Here is a 15488-nt window from a genome sequence, read left to right as displayed (position 1 = left end):
TTCGTCTCCCCCGTTCAAGTCGCCGAATGCCCAATTGTCGGGCTTGCCGAGAGAGGCGCCAGCCACATCCTCGTCATTCCGGGATGCGCCGCCAAGCGCAGGCCCGGAATCCATCGGGCGGCAGAGTAGGTGGACCGATGGATTCCCGGCGCGCGCTCCGCGCGCCCCGGAATGACAGCGGTGGGCAAATAGGACTTAAGTCTCCACCAGGCCCTTGGTCGAGCCGCTCGCGGTTGAATCCTTGCGGCCGTGAGGCAGCGCCAGATAGGTTTCCGAGCTCATTTCGATCAGGCGCGAGGCGGTCCGCTTGAACTCGTTGGCCTCGTTACCCTCGGTGGCGAGGTAGAGCGAGATCGGATTGGCGTCGGCCGAGGCCATCAGCTTCACGGCGTTGTCATAGAGCGCGTCGATCAGCGTGATGAATCGCTTGGCGGCGTTGCGCTGGGAGAGGTCCATCACTGGAATATGGTCGACCAGGATGGTGTGATAGTCGTGCGCCAGCCTGAGGTAGTCGGATGCACCTAGCGGCTTCTCGCAGAGGTCGGCGAACGAGAACCGCGCCACGCCATGGGCCGAGCACGGCACGTGCAGGATGCGTCCCTTGATCGAAATGTCGCGCGACCTGCATTTGGCGCCGCCCGACATCCGCTTCCAGGCACGGTCGAGCGCGGCGTCCGCATCGCCATCCGCCGGCGTCAGCCACATCGGCACGCCCTGAAGTTTCTCCAGCCGGAAGTCGGTCCGCGCGTCGAGCCGCGCGACATCCATGTGGTCGGTGATCTGCTTGATGAAGGGCACGAACAGCGAGCGGTTCAAGCCGCCCTTGTAGAGATCGTCAGGCGCGACGTTGGAGGTCGCGACCACCACGGTGCCGAGCTCGAACAGCTTGGCGAAGAGGCGCCCCAGGATCATCGCGTCCGCGATGTCGGTGACGTGGAATTCGTCGAAGCAGAGCAGCCAGCTCTCCTCGAAGATCGCGTTCGCGGTCAGCGCGATGACGTCGCCGTCGGCGATATCGCCGCGCGCAATGCTCTGGCGAAAGTCGTAGATGCGCTCATGCACATCCGCCATGAATTCGTGGAAATGCGCGCGCCGCTTGTGCTCGACGGTACTGTGCTGGAAGAACAGGTCCATCAGCATGGTCTTGCCGCGGCCGACCTCGCCGTGGATGTAGAGCCCGCGCGGCACGTCGTCCTTGTCATTGCTGCTGAACAGGCGACTGAGCAGGCCCTGCTTGCGCTGCGGCTTGTAAGTGGCGAGCCGCTGGTCGAGCGCCGCATAGGCCTCCGCGACCTCGGCCTGCGCGGCATCGGGCTCGATCGCGCCGGAGGCGATCTGGGCCTGGTATGCGTCGCTGAAGGGGGAACTGGGAGTGGAGAGCATGGCCCTTTACCGCCAGAGACCGGCGGAAATTGCAACTGCGTATTGGCACACCGGGCATGCGCCGTCCTCGGCGAGCTCAACGTGCGTTGATGCCGCGACGCTCCAGCTCGGGGCATCGTCTGTTGTTGCGCGGACCCGGGCTAGAATATACCTATTGAGGAACCAAGGAACCTCAAGATGGCCCTGAGCATCAAGGACCCCGAAACAGAGCAATTGGCGCGAAGCCTGGCGCAATTGACCGGCGAGACCATCACGACCGCAACCAAGCGCGCCATCGAGGAGCGATTGCGCAGGCTCGGCAGTCAAACCCGCAAGGACGCCTTGCTGGAGGACATGGCCGAGATCAGGCGACGCTGGAGCGAAATGCGCGTCGTGGACGACCGTTCGCCCGAGGAAATTCTCGGATATGACGAGCATGGATTGCCGCGCTGATGGTGATCGACACATCTGCGATCGTGGCCATTGCGTTCAATGAAGCCGATGCAGCCAGTATGGAGCGACTGATCGCGGACGATCCAATCCGCCTGATCTCTGCCGCAACCGTGCTCGAAGCAACGATGGTGATCGAAACGCGGCTCGGTGACGCTGGCGGGCGCGAGCTCGATCTCTGGCTCGTCAAGGTCGGCGCAGAGATCGTGGCAGTAGATGCCTTTCAAGCCGATGCGGCACGGCGCGCCTGGCGGCGTTACGGGAAGGGGCGTCACACCGCATCGCTCGACTACGGTGATTGCTTTTCTTACGCGCTGGCTATGACCCGCAGCGAACCATTGCTGTTCAAAGGCGAGGACTTCGCGAAGACCGATGTCAGCCGACCAGTCGCGGCGCCGCTCCGATAGCGCGCGCGGGGTGAGGCCCCTCTCACGCACACAGCTCGTAGGCGTCCTCGACGACATAGGGGCCGCCGCCGGTGGAGGCGCGGGACGAGAACAGCACGAAGCGCTCCGCCATGAACGCCTTGCTCGGGAAGTAGCCGCGCAGCGAGAGATAGTCGGCGACGTCGCGGTCGGAGGCGTCGTACAGCCGGGCCAGCGTGACGTGCGGTGTGAACTTGCGTCCCTCCGGATCGAGGCCGATCCGCTGCATCATCCGCTCGAGCTCGGCCTGCAATTCCATCAGCGGCTTGCTCGGCGCGATCGTCGCGACGACTGCCCTCGGCTTGCGGCCGCCAAAGCTCGTGAGGCCCTGCACCTTCACCTCGAACGGCTTGCGGTCGACGCGAAACAGCATCGAGGCGATCTCGTTCGCGGAGACGCCGTCGATGTCGCCGATGAAGCGCAAGGTGACGTGATAATTTTCGGGATCGATCCAGCGGGCGCCGGGGAGGCCGCCCCTCAAGTTGGAAAGCGACTGGCCGATCTCGGCCGGAATTTCCAGACCCGTGAACAAACGCGGCATCGTTTCGCACTCCCGATGCTTGGGTACGATCCCTGAGCAGGATCATATCCAAATTAGAGCCGGCGACGAATCACCGGTACCCTGATTCCTATCGCAGTTGTGTGACTCTGCGAAGCATGCCGCGCCTCACCTCCGTAAAACCCTGGGAATTAGGGTTAGCGCTGCCTGCATTTCAACGCCGTTGCTCAGCTATCGTGCCAAGGAATGCCTCCACGGTGGGCATGATGTTGCCGACGATGATGTCGACTCCGGCCGCAGTCGGATGAATGCCGTCGGCCTGGTTGAGCTTGGCGTCGGCCGCCACGCCTTCGAGGAAGAACGGGTAGAGCGGCACGTCGAATTTTTTCGCCAGATCCGGATAAATCGAATTGAAGCGAGCGGCATAGTCGGCGCCGTAGTTCGGCGGCGCCAGCATGCCGCAGAGCATCACCGCGATCTTGCGCGCCTTGAGCCGCTGGATGATGTCGGTCAGCGCGGCGCGCGTCAGGTCGGGATCGATGCCGCGCAACGCATCGTTGGCGCCGAGCTCGACGATGACGCCATCGGTTCCATCGGGCACCGACCAGTCGAGCCGGTCGCGGCCGCCGGAGGAGGTGTCGCCGGACACCCCGGCATTGATCATGTCGACCTCTATGCCTTTGGCCTGCAACGCTTTTTTGAGCTTCTGGGGGAACGCCTCCTGGGCCGGGAGGCCGAGACCGGCGCTGAGGGAATCGCCGAGAACGACGAGCCTGATCGGCTTTGCGGCGTCCGCCCAGGCGGGGGGCGCCATCGTCATCAAAGCGAGCATCAACACGGCTATGTGCATGAACAAACCGTAACGCCTCTCGACCGCGCTGTCGGAGTTGCCATATGACCGGACCATGGACACTCGCATCGACCCCTCTTCGCTCGCCGCTACCGCCGCGGACACCATCGCCATCTCCAACGTCAATCTCTCATTGGGCGCGGGCGCAGCACGCGTTCACATCCTCAAGGATATCAGCCTGCGGGTCGCCTCGGGCGAGACGATCGGCCTGATCGGCCCGTCAGGCTCGGGCAAATCCACGCTGCTGATGGTGATGGCGGGGCTGGAGCGTCCTGATAGCGGAGAGGTGGTGGTCAATGGCACGCCTTTCAATGCCCTCGACGAGGACGCGCTGGCCCGCTTCCGCGGCCGCCAGGTCGGCATCGTCTTCCAGTCCTTCCATCTGATTCCAACCATGACGGCGCTGGAGAACGTCGCCGTGCCGCTCGAGCTTGCCGGCAATCCCGATGCTGCGCGGCGCGCGGCGCAGGAGCTCCAATCGGTCGGGCTCGGCGACCGCCTGCATCACTATCCGACGCAGCTCTCCGGCGGCGAGCAGCAGCGCGTTGCGCTGGCGCGCGCGCTGGCGCCCGATCCCGCGATCCTCGTCGCCGACGAGCCGACCGGCAATCTCGACGAGACAACCGGAAAACAGATCGTCGATCTCCTGTTCAGCAAGCACGCCGAGCGCGGCATGACCCTGGTGCTGGTCACGCACGATTCCTCGCTCGCGCATCGCTGCGATCGCGTCATCCGCCTGCGCTCGGGGCGCATCGACACGCAGTCTGCGCCGGCATGAGCGCGGCAGTCGAACCATTCGCGAGGCCGGGCGGCGTTGCGCTGTCGCTGCGCTATGCCCTGCGCGAATTGCGCGGGGGCCTGCGCGGCTTCTATGTCTTCATCGCCTGCATCGCGCTCGGCGTGATGGCGATCGCCGGCGTCGGCTCGGTGTCCGCGAGCCTCTCCGACGGCCTCGCGCGCGAAGGCCGCACGCTGCTCGGCGGCGACGTCTCCTTCGTGCTGTTCCAGCGCGAGGCCAAGCCCGAAGAGGTCGCCTTCCTGCGCTCGCGCGGCACGCTGTCGACGGCGGCGACCTTGCGCGGCATGGCACGCACGACTGACGGCAAGCTGGCCCTGGTCGAGATGAAGGCGGTCGACGACACCTATCCGTTGCTGGGCCAGCTGACGCTGGCACCGCCCCTGCCGATGTCCGACCTGCTCGCAGAGCGTGACGGCGCGTTCGGCGCCGCCGCCGATCCGACGCTGCTGGCGCGGCTCTCGCTGAGGACCGGCGACCGCGTCACCATCGGCTCGGCGACCTTCCAGATCCGCTCGACGGTCGAATCCGAGCCCGACAAGCTCGCCGGCGGCATCGGCTTCGGGCCACGCTTCCTGATCAGCGAGGCGGGCCTGCGCGCCACGGGCCTGATCCAGCCCGGCAGCCTGGTGCGCTGGGTCTACCGGGTCAAGCTGCCCGATGCCGCGAACAGCGAGCGCGCCACCGAAGCCTTCATCGCGGACGCCCGCAACGCCGTGCCGCAGGCCGGCTGGGAGATTCGCAGCCGCTCCAATGCCTCGCCGCAGCTCGAGCGCAACATCAGCCGCTTCACGCAGTTCCTGACCCTGGTCGGCCTCGCGGCGCTGCTGGTCGGCGGCGTCGGCGTCGCCAATGCCGTGAAGAGCCATATCGACCGCCGGCTCGAGGTGATCGCGGCCCTCAAGGCCGTGGGCGCGACCGGGCGCGACGTCTTCGGCATCTATCTTGCGCAGGTCATGCTGCTCGCTTGCATCGGCTCGGTGATCGGCCTCGTGCTCGGCGCCGCCATGCCCTTTGCGATCGTCGGCCTGTTCGGCAAGCTGCTCCCGCTGCCCGTGGTGCCGGCCGTGCATGCCGACGAACTCGCGCTGTCCTTCGTCTACGGCCTCTTGACCGCGCTGGCCTTTGGCCTGTGGCCGCTTGGCCGCGTGCACGACGTGCCGGTCGCCGCGCTGTTCCGCGACACCATCAGCTCCGAATGGCACCGGCCGCGCCTGGGCTATCTCCTGTTCATGGGGCTCGTGATCGCCCTGCTCATCGCGGTTGTGATCGGCCTCTCCTTCGACAAGCGCATCGCCGCGGTATTCGTCGCCTCCTCGGTGGTCGTGTTCGCCCTGCTGCGCGGCATCGCCGCCCTGCTGATGACCATCGCGCGGCGGCTGCCGCGGACGCGGCTGCCGATGCTGCGCCTGGCGATCGCCAACATCCACCGGCCCGGCGCGCTGACGCCTTCGGTCGTGCTGTCGCTGGGGCTCGGGCTCGCCGTGCTCGTCACCATCACCCAGATCGACGGCAATCTGCGCCGGCAGTTCCTCGCAGCTCTGCCCGATCAGGCGCCATCCTTTTTCTTCATCGACATTCCGAGCGCGCAGGCCGAGCAGTTCGACCTCTATCTGCGCCAGATCGCGCCCGGCGCGAAGGTCGAAGACGTGCCGATGCTGCGCGGGCGCATCGTCGCCGCGCGCGGCGTCCGCGCCGAGGAACTCAAGCCGACGACCGATTCCGAATGGGTGCTGCAGAGCGACCGCGGCCTGACCTACACCGGCGAGCTGCCGAAAGGTTCCAAGGTAGTCGAGGGCGAATGGTGGAGCGCCGATTATTCCGGGCCGCCGCTGGTCTCGATGGAGAAGAAGATCGCCGACGGACTCGGCCTCAAGCTCGGCGACGAGATCGTGGTCAACGTGCTCGGCCGCGACATCCCGGCGAGAATCGGCAATCTGCGCACCATCGACTGGCAAGGGCTCGGCATCAACTTCGTCCTGGTCTTCTCGCCGAACGCCTTCAAGGGCGCCCCACATACCCATATCGCGACCCTGACCGAGGCCGGCGGCAATGCCGCGGGCGACGGCAAGATCATCAAGCAGGTGGCCGACGCCTATCCGATGGTGACGAGCGTGCGCGTGCGCGAGGTGATGGAGACGGTCGGCTCGGTGGTGACCAACCTGGCGCTGGCGATCCGCGGCGCCAGTGCCGTCACCCTGATCTCGGCGATCCTGGTGCTGGGCGGGGCGCTCGCAGCCGGCCACCGCCACCGGGTCTACGATGCGGTGATCCTGAAGACCCTGGGGGCGACGCGGCTGCGGCTGCTCGGCGCCTATGCGCTGGAGTACCTCCTGATCGGGCTCGCCACCGCGGTGTTCGGCGTGATCGCTGGCAGCATCGCGGCCTGGATGATCGTGACGCGGCTGATGACGCTCAGCTTCGTCTGGCAGGCCGGCAGCGCGGCCGGCGTGGTCGCGGCCGCGCTGGTCGTCACCGTCGGGCTCGGCCTTGCCGGCACGTTGCTGGCGCTGAACAAAAAGCCCGCGACGGTGTTGCGGAATTTGTGACAAAATGTAGCGGGTCGCCGCGCGGGAGCGGAATCGCACGATTCCTGCGATTAACCACGACTGCTCGTCTGGATTGTGGGTGAGGGCGACATTCGGCCGCGCGTGGACGGTTGCAGCGAATGTGTTAGTTTCCCACATATCGAATGGGTTCGGAGTCCCGATTGTTAGCCAAAATTTAGTCGGCTGGCATCGGTATCCGAGATAGAATTGACGAACCGGCGGCATGGCGACCCTCATGCCGGACCGGCCAACCAGCGGGATTTCGACCATGTCGGACCTAGACCGTAACTACGCTTCTCCTTTCGGCAGGGCCGCCGGGCGTGTTGACGCCGCGACGGTCGATGCCGGCCTGCGCGCCTACATGCTGCGCATCTACAACTACATGACCATCGGCTTGGCCATCACTGGCCTGGCCGCCCTCGGCGTCTACATGGCCGCCGTGACCGACGTTGCGACCCCGGAAGCGGTCCGCGTCGGCAAGCTGTTCCTGACGCCGTTCGGCTACGCCATGTTCGTCAGCCCCCTGAAGTGGCTGTTCATGCTCGCGCCGCTCGCGATGGTGTTCGTGATCTCGGCGGGCATCAACCGTCTCGCCCCCTCGACCGCCCAGATCCTGTTCTGGGTGTTCTCGGCGCTGATGGGCATCTCGCTGTCGTCGATCTTCCTGGTGTTCACGCACACCTCGATCGTGCGGGTATTCTTCATCACCGCGGCGACCTTCGGTGCGCTGAGCCTGTACGGCTACACCACCAAGCGTGACCTCACCGGGATGGGTTCGTTCCTGTTCATGGGCCTGATCGGCATCGTCCTCGCCAGCCTGGTGAACCTGTTCCTGGCCAGCTCGATGCTGCAGTTCATCGTGTCGGTGGTCGGCGTGCTGGTGTTCTCGGGCCTCACCGCCTGGGACACGCAGCGGCTGAAGAACGACTACATCTACGGCTACGCCTCGGCCGGCGGTGACATCGCAGAGCGTGCGGCCATCACCGGCGCGCTGTCGCTGTACCTGAACTTCATCAACCTGTTCACGCTGCTGCTGCAGCTGCTCGGCCAGCGCGAGTAAGCGCAACGACGAGAGAGACGGACGCGAACCCCGGCCGAAAGGCCGGGGTTTTTGTTTATGGGCCCATGCCTCTCCTCGTCATTGCGAGGAGCCCTTGCGACGAAGCAATTCAGAGTCCCTCCGCGGATGCATTTCTGGATTGCTTCGCTCGCAATGACGGGTGCTGAGGCAGCCGGGGCTCTTCCAGCCTCCGTGCGAACGCTCTAATCTCCGCGCCATGTCCGCACCCGAAATCAGGCCCACAACCGAGGCCGACCTTCCCGCCATCACCGCCATCTACCAGCAGGCCGTCCGCGAGGGCACGGCGACGTTCGAGCTGGAGCCGCCCGACCTCGCCGAGATGACGCGTCGCTACCGCACGCTGATCGACGGCGGCTATCCCTATTTCGTCGCCATGCTCGACGGCAGCATTGCCGGCTACGCCTATGCCGGCGCCTACCGGCCGCGGCCGGCCTACCGCTTCACGGTGGAGAACTCGATCTATCTCGATCCCTCCTTCCACCGCCGCGGCGTCGGCTCGTTGCTGCTGGAACGGCTGATCACCGAATGCGAGGCGCGCGGTTTTCGCCAGATGATCGCGGTGATCGGCGATTCCGCCAACGCCGGATCGATCGGCGTGCACACCAAAGCCGGCTTCAAGATGATCGGCACGCATCCCAATGTCGGGCTGAAATTCGGCCGCTGGCTGGACACGGTGATGATGCAGCGGGACCTCGGCGAGGGCGCAAGCACGGTGCCGGGGAGGTAGGTTCTGTAGCCCGGGTGAGCCAACGGGTCGGCGCAAAGCGCCGCCCGATGACAGGCTCCGCGATACCCGGGAACGCTGCGAGACAAGACCCGGATGTCGCTTCGCTCATCCGGGCTACGGAGTTCGCGCACATCACGGCTGCTGCAGGGTGGGGCAAAGCGAAAGCGTGCCCACCAAACGTAACGATGGCGAGAGATCGTGGGCACGGCGCTTTGCGCCTTTGCCCACCCAACGCAGCGTTCGTTCTGCTAAACCACCGCCAGCTTCCGATCGATCACCAGCAACACCCGCTCGAGCTCATGGCCGCGGCGCAGGATCAGCCCGGTCGCCGAGATCACGCTGTACATGCCCTGCTTGCGCGCGAGCCGCGGGTCCTTCTCGATGCGATAGATCGGCACTTCCGAGGCGCGGCGATAGACCGAGAACACGGCGCGGTCCTTCAGGAAGTCGATGGCGTAGTCGCGCCATTCGCCGTCGGCAACCATGCGGCCATAGAGATTGAGAATCCGGTGCAGCTCGAGCCGGTTGAACGTCACCCGGTTCGGCTGCGCATTCGCAGCGGCGGGGCGCGCCGCCGCGCGCTGCTCGCTCGGATCGGCATCCTCCGACATCAGGCTCATGGGAAGCGCCTCCTCATCGCACGCCATGACCGCGTCCGCGAAGACCGTCCCCGGAACCGCACTCATGACAATTGCATGATTGCGCCAACCGTTCCGCGCCGCAAGGGGCTCAACCCACCGAATCCGCTGCGAGTCAGGGCACACGCAGGGGTGGAACTTTGTCGCGGCAAACCGTCACGGGATCGTTAGCAGGAATCATAGTATCGCCGCTTTTCCGCCCACCGCCCGCCGCCCTGCACTGCGATAAAGAGTCCTGTGCGTTGACCCGGTCCTTTCGGTTCCGGATTCCTCAGCCCCCAGCCCCCCGGGGTCGAACAGGATCGGGTCTGTGCGCACGGCAAGGAGGGCCAACGCGAGTTGGTCCTTTTTTGTTTGTGTCTGGACGTGTCTGGCAACCGTCACTCGGGGCGAGCGAAGCGCTAGCCCGAACATTGGAACGATGGATCCTTGAGATGCGCAACCGCGCATCATGGCTCGCGCCGGAAGCCCTGCCCCGGAATGACGAAGGCGAGATTTGCAGAGACGAGCTCTGCTGCAGGTCAGCGCAGCGACGTGTAGGCCGCACCAAGCATCGGGCCGGGCTTCTCCCGGCTGCCGTCCTGGACATAGACCACCGCGCCGTCGACGCCATCGCGCGTGAGGTTCTCGATCGGCACCGTCCAGCTTTCCGGACGGCCGGTCCAGTCGCCGACCTTGAGCAGGTTGCGCACCACGTTGTGATAGGTGACCTGCTGTCCGCGATTCTCGCCACGGGTGATCGCGATCGGCACCGACTTGGCGATCGAGCAGATCCAGACCTCGCCGTGCGAGACCGCGGGCTCCTTGCTTTCGGCCACCGAGACGTTGATGTGCTTGCCCGACAGTGACATCGTCACCGGCACGCTCATCACGCCGGTGCCCTTGTCGGTCTTGCCGATCGCATTCTCGATGCCGGCGCGATCGCTGCCGATGACATGCGTGGAGCCGTTGACGACGGCCTGCGGCGTGTAGACCTCGCGGTCGCCGCGCATGCGCGAATAGGCACGCTGCCGTGCGGAGAAGCGCGAGTCCGCCAGCGTGTCTTTCCAGCCGAGATAGTCCCAATAGTCGATCGGCATGCTCAACGCGATGATCGACGGGTCTTTCGAGAGATCGCCGATGATCTGATCGGCGGGCGGGCAGGAGGAGCAGCCCTGCGAGGTAAACAATTCAACAACGGCGCGGGGATCAGCCTGCGCGGGACGGATGACGGCGACGATCGCGCAGATGCCGAGAGCTCCCGTCCAGAGGGCATTGGACCAGCGCGAAATCGGATGAGAAGCCGTCATTGTCGTCATGTCGAACGCCGCACACCATTGCTCGTGGGAAGGGGAATCTTATCGCCGGATGGTCACCGTAGTCTTACGGGGCGCGGTACATTCGTCCGTCCAGCCAACCGTCCAAGGGAAGGTTTTCCGCCGGGCGGGCCCATCTGAAACGTACCGCAAACGCGCGAAGGCGGCCTTTGATAGGCCGCCTTCGTTTAGGCTTCTACTCACTTCGCAGTGAGCCATCGTTCACAAATCCGCGCTTACGCCGCGAGCTTGCGCAGCACGTAGTGCAGGATGCCGCCGTTGCGGTAGTAGTCGAGCTCGTCCAGCGTATCGATGCGGCAGAGCAGCGAAACGCGCTGCAGCGAACCGTCGCCGGAGACGATCTCCGCGGTCAGCTTCTGACGCGGCTTGAGGTCGCCGACGAGGCCGCGCAGCGTGACCTTCTCGTCGCCCTTCAGGCCCAGCGACGACCACGAGGTGCCTTCCTCGAAAGTCAGCGGCAGCACGCCCATGCCGACCAGGTTGGAGCGGTGGATGCGCTCGAAGCTCTGGCAGATCACGGCGCGCACGCCGAGCAGACGCGTGCCCTTCGCCGCCCAGTCGCGCGAAGAGCCGTTGCCGTATTCGGCGCCGGCGAACACCACCAGCGGCACCTGCTCCTGCTGGTACTTCATCGCGGCGTCGTAGATCGACATCTGCTCGCCGTCGGGCCAGTGCTTGGTCAGGCCGCCTTCCGGAATGTTGCCGTCGGCGCCCTTCAGCATGAAGTTCTTGATGCGGATGTTGGCGAAGGTGCCGCGCATCATCACTTCATGGTTGCCGCGCCGCGTGCCGTACTGGTTGAAGTCGGCCGGACGCACCTGGTGCTCGCTGAGATACTTGCCAGCGGGCGAGGTCAGCTTGATCGAACCGGCCGGCGAGATGTGGTCGGTGGTGATCTTGTCGCCGAACATGGCGAGGATGCGCGCCTCGACGATATCGGTGACCGGCTCCGGCTCCTTCTTCATGCCGTCGAAATAGGGCGGGTTCTGCACGTAGGTCGAAGACATGTTCCAGCGATAGGTCTCGCTCTCGACCGTCTTGATCTTGCGCCAATTGGTGTCGCCCTTGAACACGTCGGCATATTTCTTCTTGAAGATCGACGCGGTCACGAACTTCTTCATGAAGGCGTTGATCTCCTTCGTCGTCGGCCAGATGTCCTTCAGGTACACCGGCTTGCCGTCCTTGCCCTCGCCGAGCGGCTCGGCGGCAAGGTTCTTGGTGACGCTGCCGGCGAGCGCGTAGGCGACGACCAGCGGCGGCGAGGCCAGATAGTTGGCCTGCACGTCCGGCGAGACGCGGCCCTCGAAGTTGCGGTTGCCGGAGAGCACGGCGGCCGCGACAACGCCGTTGTCGTTGATCGACTTCGAGATCTCCTCAGGCAGCGGACCGGAATTGCCGATGCAGGTGGTGCAGCCGAAGCCGACCAGGTTGAAGCCGACCTTGTCGAGATGGGGCTGCAGGCCGGAATTGGCGAGATATTCCGCAACCACCTGGCTGCCCGGGGCGAGCGAGGTCTTCACCCACGGCTTGGCCTTGAGGCCCTTCGCCGCGGCGTTGCGCGCGAGCAGGCCGGCGCCGATCAAGACGCTCGGATTCGAGGTGTTGGTGCAGGAGGTGATCGCGGCGATCACGACGTCGCCATGGCCGATATCGAAATTCTTGCCTTCGACCGGGAAGCGCTTGGTGGGCTCGTCGGCCTTCTTGTACTCGCTGCCGAGCGCAAGCGAGAAGCCCTCCGCGACGGTCGGCAGCGCGATGCGGCCTTCGGGACGCTTCGGGCCCGCCATCGACGGCACGACGTCGCCGAGGTCGAGGGTCAGCGTTTCCGTGAACACCGGATCGGGCGACTTGGCGGTGCGGAACAGGCCCTGCGCCTTGGCATAGGCCTGCACCAGCGCGACGCGCGCCGAGGCGCGGCCGGAGGTCTTGAGGTAGTCGAGCGCGGCGGCGTCCACCGGGAAGAAGCCGCAGGTCGCGCCATATTCGGGCGCCATGTTGGCGATTGTGGCCTTGTCGGCGACCGAGAGATGGTCGAGGCCCGGGCCGAAGAACTCGACGAACTTGCCGACCACGCCGAGCTTGCGCAGCATCTGCGTCACGGTCAGCACGAGGTCGGTCGCAGTGACGCCTTCCTTCAGCGCGCCCTTCAGCTTGAAGCCGACGACGTTGGGCAGCAGCATCGACAGCGGCTGGCCGAGCATGCAGGCTTCCGCCTCGATGCCGCCGACGCCCCAGCCGAGCACGGCAAGACCGTTGACCATAGTGGTGTGCGAATCAGTGCCGACGAGCGAGTCGGGATAGGCCACCTCGAAGGTGCCGGTCTTCTTGCCGACCGTCATCTTCTCCTTCCTGGTCCAGACCGTCTGGGCCAGATATTCGAGGTTGACCTGGTGGCAGATGCCGGTGCCGGGCGGCACGACGGAGAAGTTCGAGAACGCCTTCTGGCCCCACTTCAGGAACTCGTAGCGCTCCTGGTTCTGCTTGTATTCCTCGGTGACGTTCTTGCCGAAGGCCTTGTTGTCGCCGAAGAAGTTCACGATCACGGAGTGGTCGATGACGAGATCGACGGGAACCAGCGGGTTGATCTTCTCTGCATCGCCGCCGAGCTTCTGCATCGCGTTGCGCATCGCGGCGAGGTCGACCACCGCGGGCACGCCGGTGAAGTCCTGCATCAGGACGCGCGCGGGACGGAAGGCGATCTCATGCTCCAGCGACTTCTTGCGCAGCCATTTCGACACCGCGACGATGTCTTCCTTCTTGACCGAGCGGCCGTCCTCGTTGCGCAGCAGGTTCTCGAGCAGGACCTTCATCGAATAGGGAAGTTTCGAAATTCCCTTCAGACCATTCTTCTCGGCCGTGGGCAGGCTGTAATACACATAGGTCTTGGCGCCGACCTTGAGGGTCTTTTTGCATTTGAAGCTGTCGAGCGAGGTCATGTAGGAGATCCCAATTGTTAGCTATACCCGGCAGGGTATTTTAACACCGTCAGCGTATCAGGCTGGGCCGCTTGCAGGGGCAGGTTGAGTTGCTGCATCAAGTAGTTCCGGGCTTATAGAAGCTTTCTAACGGCGCCGCCACAGCCACAATCGTGCCGCAGCAATCCGCGAGCCAAAAATTCCCATGCGCTACCCCAAGATTTCCTGAGGCCTGGCTTTGAGCGGGTTGAAACGAGGCGAGATGCGGCTTTCAGGTCACGGGCTCAGATGCGTGCGGGGCGGACGCGAGGTGTTCGCCGGCCTCGAATTCGCGGCCGCCTCGGGCGAAGCCGTGGCGGTGACGGGTCGCAACGGATCGGGCAAGACCTCGCTGCTCCGGCTGATCGCGGGCCTGCTCGTTCCCGCCGGCGGGACGATCGCGCTGGACGGGGGCGACGCCGAGCTGACGGTGCCGGAGCAGTGCCACTATCTCGGCCATCGCGATGCCCTGAAGCCGGCCCTCAGCGTGGCCGAAAATCTGGTCTTTTGGGCTGATTTCTTGGGCGGGGAGCGCAGTGACGCGGCTGAATGCCTCTCCACCGTCGGCCTCGACCATGCCACCCATTTGCCCGCCGCCTTCCTCTCCGCCGGCCAGCGCCGCCGCCTGTCGCTGGCCCGGCTGCTGACCGTGCGGCGCCCCGTCTGGCTGCTGGACGAGCCGACCAATGCGCTGGATGTGGCCGGCCAGGACATGTTCGGCGGACTGATGCGTGAGCACCTGTCGCGCGGCGGCCTCATCGTCGCAGCGACCCATGCCCCGTTGGGGATCGAATCGCGGGAGCTGCGGATCGGGGGTGTGGCGTGATTTCGACCGACCCTCAGTTTTCCGAGCGGCTGGCGACCGGCCTCTCCGTTCCCTCCCCCCTTGCGGGGGAGGGCCAGGGAGGGGGGTGCCACACGGCGTGCTCTGGCGTTTCAAGCCCTTGGGAAGCACGCCCCAAACGGACATCTCGCCCGGGGCTACCCCTCGCCCCCACCCTCCCCCGCAAGGGGGGAGGGAGCGCAGTTTGCCGAGGGCGAGAGCCGGGCTCTCACGGCCGCCCTGCCGCCGGAGCCACCCCATGACCGCCCTGTCCGCCCTGATTCGCCGGGACATCCGGATCGCGCTGCGCGTCGGCGGCGGGGCCTTGATCGGCGTGCTGTTCTTCCTGACCGTGGTGGTGCTGATGCCGTTCGCGGTCGGGCCGGATCTGGCGCTGCTGTCGCGGCTGGGGCCGGCGATCCTGTGGCTCGGCGCACTGCTGGCGAGCCTGCTCACCCTCGACCGGCTGTTCATGGCCGACCATGAGGACGGCTCGCTCGACCTGATCACGATGAGCCGGACGCCGCTGGAACTCGCCTGTGCCGCCAAGGCGCTGGCGCATTGGCTGGCCGCCGGCCTGCCGCTGATTGTCGCAACCCCCGTGCTCGGCCTGTTGCTCAACCTCGACATGGTCGCAACGGGCGCAGTGGCGCTGACGCTGCTGGCGGGCACGCCGGCCCTGACCTTCACCGGCATGATCGGCGCGGCATTGGCTGTGACGCTGCACCGCGGCGGGCTGCTGATGGCCGTGCTGGTGCTGCCGCTGTCGATTCCCGTGCTGATCTTCGGCGTTGCCGCCTCGCAGGCCGTGATCGTCGGTCCCATGACGTTCGGGGCGCCGTTCTCGATCCTCTGTGCGCTGTCCCTGGTCAGCCTCGTCGTCGGCCCGTTCGCGGCGGCGGCGAGCCTGCGCCATGGTCTCGATTGAGATGGGCTCGACCGACCTTGACTCCGATCAATTTTCGCTGCGGCCTTTCGTGCTGATTGCCTGAGCGGCCCCCGGTGATTATCAGGATAC

At 65.5% G+C, this 15488-nt stretch carries 14 protein-coding genes; 8 read left to right on the top strand and 6 right to left on the bottom strand.

The features are described from left to right. Positions 1–195: 195 nt before the first annotated feature. Positions 196–1383: a cell division protein ZapE gene (gene zapE, locus FJV43_RS17780; RefSeq protein ID WP_239628931.1), complete on the bottom strand. Its 1188-nt coding sequence runs from the start codon at positions 1381–1383 to the stop codon at positions 196–198. Between the two features lie 177 nt (positions 1384–1560). Here zapE and FJV43_RS17775 point away from each other — a divergent pair, with 177 nt between their 5' ends. Both FJV43_RS17775 and FJV43_RS17770 read left to right on the top strand, forming a co-directional pair. Further along, entirely contained in the window at positions 1561–1815 is a 255-nt protein-coding gene (locus FJV43_RS17775) for a type II toxin-antitoxin system VapB family antitoxin (protein ID WP_239628929.1), read from the top strand. Then, positions 1815–2219 carry a type II toxin-antitoxin system VapC family toxin gene (locus FJV43_RS17770; protein WP_239628927.1) on the top strand — a complete coding sequence of 135 codons (405 nt, stop codon included), beginning with the start codon at positions 1815–1817 and terminating at the stop codon, positions 2217–2219. The genes FJV43_RS17775 and FJV43_RS17770 overlap by 1 nt, the downstream gene beginning before the upstream one ends. A 22-nt stretch (positions 2220–2241) precedes the next feature. Here FJV43_RS17770 and thpR read toward each other — a convergent pair whose 3' ends face one another. Beyond that, complete coding sequence (gene thpR, locus FJV43_RS17765; protein WP_239628919.1) at positions 2242–2778, bottom strand: RNA 2',3'-cyclic phosphodiesterase; 537 nt, start codon at positions 2776–2778, stop codon at positions 2242–2244. Positions 2779–2950: 172 nt separating this feature from the next. Then, positions 2951–3586, bottom strand: a complete 636-nt coding sequence (locus FJV43_RS17760; RefSeq protein ID WP_239629461.1) for an arylesterase — start codon at positions 3584–3586, stop codon at positions 2951–2953. Positions 3587–3641: 55 nt separating this feature from the next. On the opposite strand from FJV43_RS17760, the gene FJV43_RS17755 reads away from it, so the two are divergent. From FJV43_RS17755 to FJV43_RS17740, 4 genes are all read left to right on the top strand, one after another. Beyond that, positions 3642–4364 (top strand): ABC transporter ATP-binding protein, encoded by a 723-nt coding sequence (locus tag FJV43_RS17755; RefSeq protein WP_239628917.1) that lies wholly within the window; start codon positions 3642–3644, stop codon positions 4362–4364. Continuing rightward, positions 4361–6931: an FtsX-like permease family protein gene (locus FJV43_RS17750; RefSeq protein ID WP_239628915.1), complete on the top strand. Its 2571-nt coding sequence runs from the start codon at positions 4361–4363 to the stop codon at positions 6929–6931. Before FJV43_RS17755 ends, FJV43_RS17750 begins: the two co-directional genes overlap by 4 nt. Positions 6932–7199: 268 nt before the next feature. Then, a complete protein-coding gene (locus tag FJV43_RS17745) occupies positions 7200–7991 on the top strand; it encodes a Bax inhibitor-1/YccA family protein (protein ID WP_028177739.1) in 792 nt (263 codons plus the stop codon). Between the two features lie 217 nt (positions 7992–8208). Continuing rightward, a complete protein-coding gene (locus FJV43_RS17740) occupies positions 8209–8739 on the top strand; it encodes a GNAT family N-acetyltransferase (RefSeq protein WP_239628913.1) in 531 nt (176 codons plus the stop codon). A 248-nt stretch (positions 8740–8987) separates the two neighbouring features. On the opposite strand, the gene FJV43_RS17735 is transcribed toward FJV43_RS17740, so the two are convergent. From FJV43_RS17735 to acnA, 3 genes are all read right to left on the bottom strand, one after another. Further along, positions 8988–9359, bottom strand: a complete 372-nt coding sequence (locus tag FJV43_RS17735) for a DUF2794 domain-containing protein (protein ID WP_028177741.1) — start codon at positions 9357–9359, stop codon at positions 8988–8990. A 539-nt stretch (positions 9360–9898) separates the two neighbouring features. Further along, positions 9899–10675, bottom strand: coding sequence for a DUF1223 domain-containing protein (locus FJV43_RS17730; protein WP_239628911.1), 777 nt, complete (start codon positions 10673–10675; stop codon positions 9899–9901). Between the two features lie 233 nt (positions 10676–10908). Further along, entirely contained in the window at positions 10909–13629 is a 2721-nt protein-coding gene (gene acnA / locus FJV43_RS17725; protein ID WP_239628909.1) for an aconitate hydratase AcnA, read from the bottom strand. 241 nt (positions 13630–13870) lie between these two features. Between acnA and ccmA the strand changes: the two genes are divergently transcribed. Together ccmA and ccmB are read left to right on the top strand one after the other, a co-directional pair. Then, complete coding sequence (gene ccmA, locus FJV43_RS17720) at positions 13871–14473, top strand: heme ABC exporter ATP-binding protein CcmA (RefSeq protein WP_239628907.1); 603 nt, start codon at positions 13871–13873, stop codon at positions 14471–14473. 256 nt (positions 14474–14729) lie between these two features. Continuing rightward, entirely contained in the window at positions 14730–15398 is a 669-nt protein-coding gene (ccmB, locus tag FJV43_RS17715; protein WP_061880182.1) for a heme exporter protein CcmB, read from the top strand. The last annotated feature ends 90 nt before the right edge of the window (positions 15399–15488 follow it).

Origin of the sequence: Bradyrhizobium sp. I71 (assembly GCF_022354745.1) — a bacterium.
Taxonomy (GTDB): domain Bacteria; phylum Pseudomonadota; class Alphaproteobacteria; order Rhizobiales; family Xanthobacteraceae; genus Bradyrhizobium; species Bradyrhizobium liaoningense.
The sequence above is the reverse complement of the archived record's forward strand: the minus strand, read 5'-3'. Positions and strand labels throughout refer to the sequence as shown.

Bases quoted from the DNA above. Each gene is read 5' to 3' on its own strand.
- zapE (WP_239628931.1), bottom strand. From the start codon at position 1,383: ATGCTCTCCACTCCCAGTTCCCCCTTCAGCGACGCATACCAGGCCCAG.
- FJV43_RS17775 (WP_239628929.1), top strand. From the start codon at position 1,561: ATGGCCCTGAGCATCAAGGACCCCGAAACAGAGCAATTGGCGCGAAGC.
- FJV43_RS17770 (WP_239628927.1), top strand. From the start codon at position 1,815: ATGGTGATCGACACATCTGCGATCGTGGCCATTGCGTTCAATGAAGCC.
- thpR (WP_239628919.1), bottom strand. From the start codon at position 2,778: ATGCCGCGTTTGTTCACGGGTCTGGAAATTCCGGCCGAGATCGGCCAG.
- FJV43_RS17760 (WP_239629461.1), bottom strand. From the start codon at position 3,586: ATGCACATAGCCGTGTTGATGCTCGCTTTGATGACGATGGCGCCCCCC.
- FJV43_RS17755 (WP_239628917.1), top strand. From the start codon at position 3,642: ATGGACACTCGCATCGACCCCTCTTCGCTCGCCGCTACCGCCGCGGAC.
- FJV43_RS17750 (WP_239628915.1), top strand. From the start codon at position 4,361: ATGAGCGCGGCAGTCGAACCATTCGCGAGGCCGGGCGGCGTTGCGCTG.
- FJV43_RS17745 (WP_028177739.1), top strand. From the start codon at position 7,200: ATGTCGGACCTAGACCGTAACTACGCTTCTCCTTTCGGCAGGGCCGCC.
- FJV43_RS17740 (WP_239628913.1), top strand. From the start codon at position 8,209: ATGTCCGCACCCGAAATCAGGCCCACAACCGAGGCCGACCTTCCCGCC.
- FJV43_RS17735 (WP_028177741.1), bottom strand. From the start codon at position 9,359: ATGAGCCTGATGTCGGAGGATGCCGATCCGAGCGAGCAGCGCGCGGCG.
- FJV43_RS17730 (WP_239628911.1), bottom strand. From the start codon at position 10,675: ATGACGACAATGACGGCTTCTCATCCGATTTCGCGCTGGTCCAATGCC.
- acnA (WP_239628909.1), bottom strand. From the start codon at position 13,629: ATGACCTCGCTCGACAGCTTCAAATGCAAAAAGACCCTCAAGGTCGGC.
- ccmA (WP_239628907.1), top strand. From the start codon at position 13,871: ATGCGGCTTTCAGGTCACGGGCTCAGATGCGTGCGGGGCGGACGCGAG.
- ccmB (WP_061880182.1), top strand. From the start codon at position 14,730: ATGACCGCCCTGTCCGCCCTGATTCGCCGGGACATCCGGATCGCGCTG.